Source organism: Streptomyces sp. NPDC054961 (genome assembly GCF_053609145.1).
Map to the genome: position 1 here is coordinate 164,073 of NZ_JBSGWY010000001.1, position 8,085 is coordinate 172,157.

Below are 8,085 nucleotides of genomic sequence, written 5' to 3' on the forward strand. Positions count from 1 at the left end.
GCGTGTGTTCGTGATCACCCTCCCGCGCCGGCGGGCGGCGCCCCGCGCCCCGCCGCGCCGGCCCCCCCCCCCCCCGGCCCCCCCCCCCCCCCGGCCCCCCTCGCCGAGATCGAGCCCGCCCTGCTCGCGCAGCGCGAGCAGGGAGCGGACCAGGTGCTGGCGGTAACCCATCCGCCCGGTGACGCCGTTCATGGCGATCTTGATCGTCCTGCGCTTCACGGTGCCCCCTCCTTCCCTTCGTGTGTGGTTGTTCCGTGCGGGGACGCGCTCCATGTCGTCCCCGTAGCGAGAGCGAGTGTAGAAAGCGCTTTCACTCCGTTCAGGCTAGAGCCGTGCAACACGGCGGTGCAAGACTCTTACGGGTGATAGAAAGCGCTTTCCCCGTCTGGGAAGATGGAGGTCCGCACACCGGATGAGACGATGACCCGGGACGGATGGGAAGAGACCGGGAGGAGGGTCCGATGGCGGTGACACTCGCCGAAGTCGCGGCACAGGCGGGCGTATCGCCCGCGACGGTCTCGCGCGTGCTGAACGGCGGATATCCGGTGGCGGGCGCCACCAGGACACGGGTGGAGCAAGCGGTCGAGGACCTCGGCTACATCGCCAACGGCCCCGCGCGGGCCCTCGCCGCCGCCACCTCGGACCTCGTCGGAGTCCTCGTCCACGACGTGGCCGACAGCTTCTTCGGCATCCTCGCCGGTTCCTTCCAGAGCGCCCTGGCACCCGGCGGCCGGGGCGAGGCCCGCCGCCTGGCCGTCGTCTGCAACACCGAGGGGGATCCGGCCGCCGAGCTCGCCTACCTCGCCCTCCTGGAGGGCCAGCGGGCCGGCGGAGTGGTCCTGACCGGCGGCGCCGTCGAGGAACCCGAGCACACCCGCGCACTCGCCGCCCGCCTCGCGCGCATAGCCGCCACGGGCGCACCGGTGGTCCTGTGCGGACGGCCCCCGCTGCCCCTGCCCGCCGGACTTCCCGTCGCCACCGTCATGTTCGACGACCGCGGCGGCGCCTTCCGGCTGACCGAGCACCTGCTGGCCCTCGGCCACCGCCGCATCGCCTACGTCGCGGGCCCGCCGAAACTGAGCACCACCCGGGAGCGGCTCGGCGGCCACCGGGACGCCCTGCGCGCCCACGATCCCGGACTGCCCGAGCGCTGCGCGGACCTCACCGTCCACGCCGGATTCGAGCGCTCCGCCGGATATGACGCCACCCGCGAACTGCTCCGCCGCGGCGCCCCCTTCACCGCCGTCGCCGCGGCCAACGACACCGTCGCCACCGGCGTGGCCGCGGCCCTGCGCGCAGCGGGCCTGCGGATACCCGAGGACGTCTCCGTCGCGGGCTTCGACGACCTGCCCGTCTGCCTGGACACCGCACCCGCCCTCACCACCGTGAGGCTGCCGCTGCGCGCGGCGGGCTCGCTCGCCGCCCACCTGGTCACCGGCCGCAGAGCGCTGCCCCCGGGCGGCATCACCACGCTGCCCGCCGAGCTGATGGTGCGCGCCTCCACCGCCGCCCCGCCCGCCGCCACCTGAGGGAGCCGTCCTTGAGGTACGCCTTCTCCACGCTCGGCCTGCCCGGCACCTCCCTGGAGCGGAGCGCCGCCCTCGCCGCCGCCCACGGGTACGACGGCCTCGAGCTGCGCGCCCACCCCGAGGAGCCCCTGAACCCCGAGAGTTCCGCGGCCGACCGCGCGGCGGGCCTGCGGACGCTGACGGCCGAGCGCGTCACCGTCCTCGGGATCGCGGGGTACGCCAAGGTGGCCGCGCCCGGGCCCGACGAGGCGGTCCTCGCCGAGATCCACGCCCTCGTCCGGCTCGCCTCCGACCTCGAGGCCCCGTACGTACGGGTCTTCCCCGGCGGCGGCGCACAGCCCGCCGCGGAAGCCGACGACCGGGCCGTCCGCCGGCTGCTGGCCGCCGCCCCGCTCGCGGAGCGGCACGGGGTGCGGATCCTCCTCGAGACCCACGACTCGCACCGCACCGCGGCCGCGGCCGCCCGGGTGCTGGACCGGGTCGCGCACCGGGCCACGGGCGTGCTGTGGGACGTACTGCACACATGGCTCGGGGGCGAGTCGCCCGCCGAGTCGAGCCGGGCCCTGGCCGCGCACCTGGGATACGTACAGGTCAAGGACGTGGTGTCCGCGCAGGAGCTGACCCCGGTCGGACTCGGCGGGGGAGCGCTGCCGCTCGCCGAGGCGGTGGCCCTCGTCCCGCGGGACGGCTGGCTCTGCTGGGAGTACGAGAAGCGCTGGTATCCCGACGCCGACGAGCTGCCGGGCCAGCTCGCGCGGGGCCGGGAGTACCTGGAGCGGCTGGCGGCGGGTGGGTCCGCGGGGTCCGCGCGGGCCGTCAGGCCGAGTAGGTGAGCCGGCCCGGGTCGACGGGGTGGCGGAAGCCGAGTCCCAGGGCGTAGCGCTCCAGCTCCTCGACGGCCGTCGCCGCCAGCCGGTCCAGCTCCCCGCCCAGCGACCCCGCGACGTGCGGGGTCAGGAGCACGTTCGGCAGGTTGTACAGAGGGGAGACGGCGGGCAGCACCTCCGGCTCGGTGTGGTCGAGCACGGCGTGCAGCCGTCCCGAGACCAGTTCCTCGGTGAGCGCGGCCGTGTCGACGAGCGAGCCGCGCGCGGTGTTCACGAGGGTGGCGCCGTCCGGCATCAGGGCCAGCCGCGAGGCGTTCATCAGATGGTAGGTCTGAGGCAGCGCGGGAGCGTGCAGGCTCACCACGTCGCTGTGGCCCAGCAGTTCGTCGAGGGAGACGGCCTCGGCGCCCAGAGCCGCGAGCTCGGCCGGATCGGCGTACGGATCGTGCACGAGGACCCGGAGGTCGAAGGGGCGCAGCAGCTCCAGGACGCGGCGGCCGATGAGGGAGGCGCCGACCAGGCCGACCGTGCGCCGGTAGTTGCCGACGGCCGGGTAGCGGCGGAACAGGTCGACGGGGCCGCGGGCCGCGCGGTAGGCGTGGGCGGACTCCAGGACGCGCTTGTTGGCGAAGAGGATGGCGGCGAGCGTGTACTCGGCCACCGGCAGGGCGTTGGCGGCGGCGGCGCTGGAGACGAGCAGGCCGCGCTCCCAACAGGCTTGCGTCACATGGTGCTTGACGCTCCCGGCGGCGTGCACGACAGCCCGTAGCCGCGGCATCCGGTCCAGCGCGTCCGCCTCCAGCGGCGGGCAGCCCCAACCGGTGAACACCACCTCGGCCGCACCGAGCCGACGGGCGGAGGAGTCCTCGGCGAAGGCGGAAGCGAAGTCGGTGACGAGCAGGTCGGTGTCCACGTCGGCGACCCTGACCAGCTCCGGCAGGATCCGGCCCCTGAGGATGGCGGCCCGGGTGTCCGGACTCATCGCGAGCACGGTGACGGGCCGGTAGGGCGGAGAGGGGGATGCCGGGCCGGCCGGGACGGATGCCGGGCCGGCCGAGGTGGCGGGGTGGGTCACTTGGCGGCTCCTGCGGTGAGATCCGACGTCGTCCCGGGCGGCCTCGAAGGTGGACAGGGAGATGGTCACAAAACCCGGCCGCCCCATCGGGAACGACACGGCTCCGAGGGCGCGGGGGTTCACTCGCGCCGTCCGGACGGGCGGACGGCGCCCGGGTCCGGCCCCCGCTCCCCAGAGAGGCGGCGCCGTAGCCGTGCGTGCGCAGCCCATCCTTGGTACCGCCCACCGCGCCGTCAAGAGCGAACGCGCAAGACGATCGAAACAATCGGTTCGACGCGACGCCGTTCGACGCGTTCGCCTGCCCGCTCTGCCCGCTCCGCCCGCGCCTCACGGGCGGACGGTCAGCCGGGGCAGCAGCTCCAGGTGCTCCCGGGGGCCGTCTTCCGCGACCCCGGTGCGCGAAGCTCCGCCCCCCGAAGCTCCGATCCCCGTACGACCGGGCCCGTGGCCGGCCCCCGTCAAGCGGCTGAGCAGCAGCTCCGCCGCCCGCGCCCCCACCTCGCGCTTGGCCGGAGCCACCGCCGACAGCGGTACGTCGGCCAGCCCGGCGACCTCGTCGTCGTACGTGATCACCGCCAGGTCCTCCGGCACCCGCACCCCCAGCGCCTGGAGCCGAGGGATGAGCATGATCGCATCCGTATCGCTGTGGATCAGCGCGGCGCTCACCCCGCCCTCCGTGACCGCCGCGCGCAGGTACTCCAGCGCCCGCGCGAACACCTCCGCCTCCGTGCGCGGCCCCGGTCCGGCCGCCGCCCAGGCCGGGGCCGGCTCCAGCCCGAGCGCGGCCACGGCCGCCTCGAACCCGGCCCGCAGCCGTGCGGAGGTCGGCGTCTCCCGGCTGGCCAGCGCGATCCGCCGGTGCCCGAGCCCCGCCAGGTGCCGCACCGCCCGCGCCGCGCCGTGCGCGTGGTCGGAGGCCACCCGGTCCAGCGACGCGGCCGGATGCCCCGGCGGCGCCCAACGCTCCACCAGGACCGTGGGCACCGGCAGTTCCGCCGTCCACGCACCCTCGCCGGGTCCGGGCGAGCCGGTGGCCCAGTTCGGGGTCAGCAGCAGTCCGTCCGCTCCCGTGGACAGCAGCCGGTCCACCTGCGTCCGGTCCTCGCCGGGCAGATAGCGCGTCAGCCCCACGGTGAGCCGCGCGCCCCGCGCTTCGACCACCTCGCGGGCGCCGCGCACGACGTCGGCGTAGTAGTACTCGGTGGTCGGCACCACCATCCCGACCACCGCTCCGACCAGCAGCCCGCTGCCGCCGGGGGCCGCGCCGGGGGTGCCGTCGGCGCCGCCCCCGCGCGCAGCGCCTCCGCCGGCCGATCCACCCGCGTCACCCGGACCGGACGGCGGCCCGCCCGCTTCGGCAGTACCGACCGCTCCGACCGTTCCAAGCGCTCCGACCGTTCCGACCGTTCCAGCAGCTCCGACCGGGGCGGGCCGGCCCGCCTCCACCCGGCTGATCACCCCGTGCATCCGCCGGATCTCGCCGCGCGCCGCCATCGCCTCGACGTCCCGCCGCAGGGTCACGGGGGAGACGTCGAGCTCCCCCGCGAGGTCGGCCACGCGCACACTGCCCCGCGCCTGGACGATCTCGAGCACCCGGGCCTGGCGCTGGTCTACATGTGGTCTCACGGGGTTCCCTGCGGTCGGCGGACGCGGTCCGTCCATCATAGAGAACCGAAGCGATCGATTCGATCGATTCCGATCAGTTGCTCATTGACGCCGTGGGCCGCGCGTTCATATATTCGGCCACGTCCCGCACCTCACGGCAGCATCACGACCTCTCCCGGGAGTCAGCGCATGCTCACGCACGACCAGGACGGCTTCCGGCGTGCAGACCGCCCCCACCGCATCGTTTCGGGGGCCCTGCACTACTTCCGGGTCCATCCCGGCCTGTGGGAGGACCGCCTCACCCGGCTGCGTGCCCTGGGTGTCAACACCGTGGACACCTACGTCCCCTGGAACTTCCACGAGAAGGCCCCGGGCAAGGCCGACTTCACGGGCTGGCGCGACGTCGGCCGCTTCCTGCGCATCGCCCAGGACCTGGGACTCGACGCCATCGTCCGTCCCGGTCCGTACATCTGCGCCGAATGGGACTTCGGCGGCCTGCCCGCGCGCCTGCTCGCCGACGACGGCCTGCGCCTGCGCTGCTCCGACCCCCGCTTCGAGGCCGAGGTGGACGGCTGGTTCGACCTGGTCGTCCCCGAGCTGCTGCCCCACCTGGCGAGCCGCGGCGGACCCGTCGTCGCCGTCCAGATAGAGAACGACGAGCCCCCGACCCGCCATGCCGGTCAAGATCGACGGACTGGGCGACCGGGCGTACCTCTTCGCGGACGGCGTGCCGCTCGGCATCCTGGACCGCAACGCCCCCGACGAGGGGATCGACCTGGCGGTCGGCGAGGACGGAGTCGTCCTCGACGTCCTGGTCCGGGCCCAGGGCCGGGTCAACTACGGCCCGCTGCTCGACGACCGCAAGGGCATCTCGCGGGCGGTCCGCCACGGGCACCAGCACCTCTTCGAGTGGGAGATACGGCCGCTGCCGCTGACGGATCCGGCCGCGCCGGCCGTACTGGAGTGGTCCGAGGGCGGCGCCGGCGCCGACGGGGCCGAGGCCGGGGCCGACGCCGGGAGCGGGGCGGACCAGGGCGAGCCCGTCTTCCACCGCTTCACCCATCAGCTCGGCCCGGCCGATCCCTCCGGCGGCGCCGGCGGCCCGGACGGCCCCGCCGACGGGTTCATCGACCTCTCCGGCTGGGGCACCGGCCTGATCTGGCTGAACGGCTTCCTCCTGGGCCACTACGACACTCCGCGCGGCCCGCAGCGCACCCTGTACGCGCCCGCCCCGCTGTGGCGGTCCGGGACGAACGAGATCGTCGTGCTCGAACTGGAGGCTCCCGGCACCGAGCTGGCCCTGCGCGACGAGCCCGACCTCGGCCGCCCCACGGTCGTCGACATCGACTACTGACCGGCGACCGGCGACCGGCGACATACGAAAGGCGACCGGGCTACCTGCCGCCTGCCACCCGCCACCTGCCACCGGCCCCCGGTCCGGTTCCGGCCCGGCGACGGACGGCAGCCCAGGGTTGTCCACAGGCACCCCGCCGGCCCGAACCGGTCGGCCTAGACTGGCGACTTGGTCGATCATGTTCCGGACGAGTGTGGAGGAACGAAACACATGCGCTATCTCCCCCTGGGCAGTTCAGGTCTTCAGGTGTCGGCGATCGGGCTGGGCTGCAACAACTTCGGCGGTCGCCTCGACGCCGGCGCCACGCGCTCCGTCGTCGACGCCGCGCTCGACGCGGGCATCACCCTCCTCGACACCGCCGACATCTACGGCGGCCGGGGAGGCTCCGAAACCCACCTCGGCGAAGCCCTCAAGGGCCGCCGCGACCAGGTCGTCCTCGCGAGCAAGTTCGGCTTCGACGGCGTGGACATGGGCTACGGACCCGCGGCCGGATCCCGGGGCGGCCGCGCCTACGTCCGCCGCGCCGTCGAAGCGTCGCTGCGCCGCCTGCAGACCGATCACATCGATCTCTACCAGCTGCACAGCCCCGACCCGGCCGTTCCCGTGGCCGAGACGCTCGCCGCGCTCAGCGAGCTCGTCGCCGAGGGCAAGATCCGCTACCTGGGCCACTCGAACTTCAGCGGCTGGCAGCTCGCCGAAGCGGCCCACGTCGCCCGCGAAACCGGCGCGGCCCCCTTCGTGTCGGCCCAGAACGAATGGTCGCTGCTCGAGCGGTCGGCGGAGCGCGAGCTGGTCCCGGCCGCCCTCCACTACGGCGTCGGCGTCCTGCCCTACTTCCCGCTCGCCAACGGCCTGTTGACCGGCAAGATCCGCCGCGGCGCACCCGTCCCCGCGGGCTCCCGCCTCGAGGGCCGCGACACCTACCTCACCGACCAGCGCCTCGACATCGTGGAAGCGCTGGCCGCGCTCGCCGAGAAGCACGGCCGCACCGTCCTGGAACTCGCCATCGGCTGGCTCTCGGCCCAGCCCGGCTGCGCCTCGGTCATCGCGGGCGCCACCTCGGCCGAGCAGGTCCGTGCCAACGCGGCCGTGGCCGACCGGCCGCTCGACGCCACGCTGCTGGGCGAGGTCGACGCCGTCGCGGCGGCCGCCGCATGACGGACACCCTGCGCTGCGCGGTCATCGACGACTTCCAGTCGGCGGCCGCGACCGCCGCCGACTGGTCCCCGGTGGCCGACCGCGTGGAGGTGGTCTGCTTCACCGACCATCTCGCCGACGAGGACGCGCTGGCGGCCCGGCTCGCCGACTTCGACATCGTGGTCACCCTGCGGGAGCGCGTACCGTTCCCCGCCACCCTGCTGGAGCGGCTGCCGCGGCTCACCCTGCTCATCGCCTCCGGCATGCGCAACGCGGTCATCGACTACGAGGCCGCCGCCCGCGCGGGCGTCACCGTGTGCGGCACCGGCAGCGCGAGCACCCCGCCCGTGGAGCACACCTGGGCCCTGCTCCTGGGACTCGCCCGCAACCTGGTTCCGGAGAGTACGGGGCTCCGGGAGGGCGGCCCCTGGCAGCAGACCCTCGGCGCCGACCTGAACGGGCGGCGGGGGGGGGGGGGGGGGGGGGGGCAAAGAAGCGCACCAACAACAACACACCCCAGCCACACACCCAGGCCGGGGGTGTCAAGCGAGACCGAGA

The 8,085-nt window shown here is 74.6% G+C and carries 6 protein-coding genes and 3 pseudogenes; 6 read left to right on the plus strand and 3 right to left on the minus strand.

Annotation, left to right across the window (positions count from 1 at the left end; genetic code table 11):
* Nucleotides 1–219 (minus strand): annotated as a pseudogene (locus tag ACWF9Z_RS00735) (Gfo/Idh/MocA family protein); the annotation flags it as partial.
* A gap of 242 nt (nt 220–461) precedes the next feature.
* Between ACWF9Z_RS00735 and ACWF9Z_RS00740 the strand changes: the two are divergent.
* Nucleotides 462–1,529: a LacI family DNA-binding transcriptional regulator gene (locus ACWF9Z_RS00740; protein WP_453596009.1), complete on the plus strand. Its 1,068-nt coding sequence runs from the start codon at nt 462–464 to the stop codon at nt 1,527–1,529.
* Between the two features lie 11 nt (nt 1,530–1,540).
* Nucleotides 1,541–2,362: a sugar phosphate isomerase/epimerase family protein gene (locus ACWF9Z_RS00745; RefSeq protein WP_453596011.1), complete on the plus strand. Its 822-nt coding sequence runs from the start codon at nt 1,541–1,543 to the stop codon at nt 2,360–2,362.
* On the opposite strand, the gene ACWF9Z_RS00750 is transcribed toward ACWF9Z_RS00745, so the two are convergent.
* The gene (locus ACWF9Z_RS00750; RefSeq protein ID WP_453596013.1) at nt 2,346–3,338 is read right to left on the minus strand and encodes a hydroxyacid dehydrogenase; all 993 of its coding nucleotides are present in this window, start codon (nt 3,336–3,338) and stop codon (nt 2,346–2,348) included. The two genes, ACWF9Z_RS00745 and ACWF9Z_RS00750, sit on opposite strands and share 17 nt — an antisense overlap.
* 420 nt (nt 3,339–3,758) lie before the next feature.
* Nucleotides 3,759–5,057, minus strand: a complete 1,299-nt coding sequence (locus tag ACWF9Z_RS00755; protein ID WP_453596014.1) for a substrate-binding domain-containing protein — start codon at nt 5,055–5,057, stop codon at nt 3,759–3,761.
* Between the two features lie 168 nt (nt 5,058–5,225).
* Between ACWF9Z_RS00755 and ACWF9Z_RS00760 the strand changes: the two are divergent.
* From ACWF9Z_RS00760 to ACWF9Z_RS00775, 4 genes and pseudogenes are all read left to right on the plus strand, one after another.
* A pseudogene (locus ACWF9Z_RS00760) lies at nt 5,226–5,633 on the plus strand (beta-galactosidase); the annotation flags it as partial.
* A gap of 76 nt (nt 5,634–5,709) precedes the next feature.
* Nucleotides 5,710–6,390, plus strand: coding sequence for a hypothetical protein (locus tag ACWF9Z_RS00765; protein ID WP_453596016.1), 681 nt, complete (start codon nt 5,710–5,712; stop codon nt 6,388–6,390).
* A gap of 210 nt (nt 6,391–6,600) precedes the next feature.
* On the plus strand, nt 6,601–7,548 hold the full coding sequence (locus ACWF9Z_RS00770) for an aldo/keto reductase (RefSeq protein WP_453596018.1): 948 nt from the start codon (nt 6,601–6,603) through the stop codon (nt 7,546–7,548).
* Nucleotides 7,545–8,085: pseudogene (locus ACWF9Z_RS00775) on the plus strand (hypothetical protein); the annotation flags it as partial. The gene ACWF9Z_RS00770 and the pseudogene ACWF9Z_RS00775, both read left to right, overlap by 4 nt.

Excerpts from the sequence above, each read along its gene's own strand:
- ACWF9Z_RS00740 (WP_453596009.1), top strand. The coding sequence starts at position 462 with ATGGCGGTGACACTCGCCGAAGTCGCGGCACAGGCGGGCGTATCGCCC.
- ACWF9Z_RS00770 (WP_453596018.1), top strand. The coding sequence starts at position 6,601 with ATGCGCTATCTCCCCCTGGGCAGTTCAGGTCTTCAGGTGTCGGCGATC.
- ACWF9Z_RS00765 (WP_453596016.1), top strand. The coding sequence starts at position 5,710 with ATGCCGGTCAAGATCGACGGACTGGGCGACCGGGCGTACCTCTTCGCG.
- ACWF9Z_RS00750 (WP_453596013.1), bottom strand. The coding sequence starts at position 3,338 with ATGAGTCCGGACACCCGGGCCGCCATCCTCAGGGGCCGGATCCTGCCG.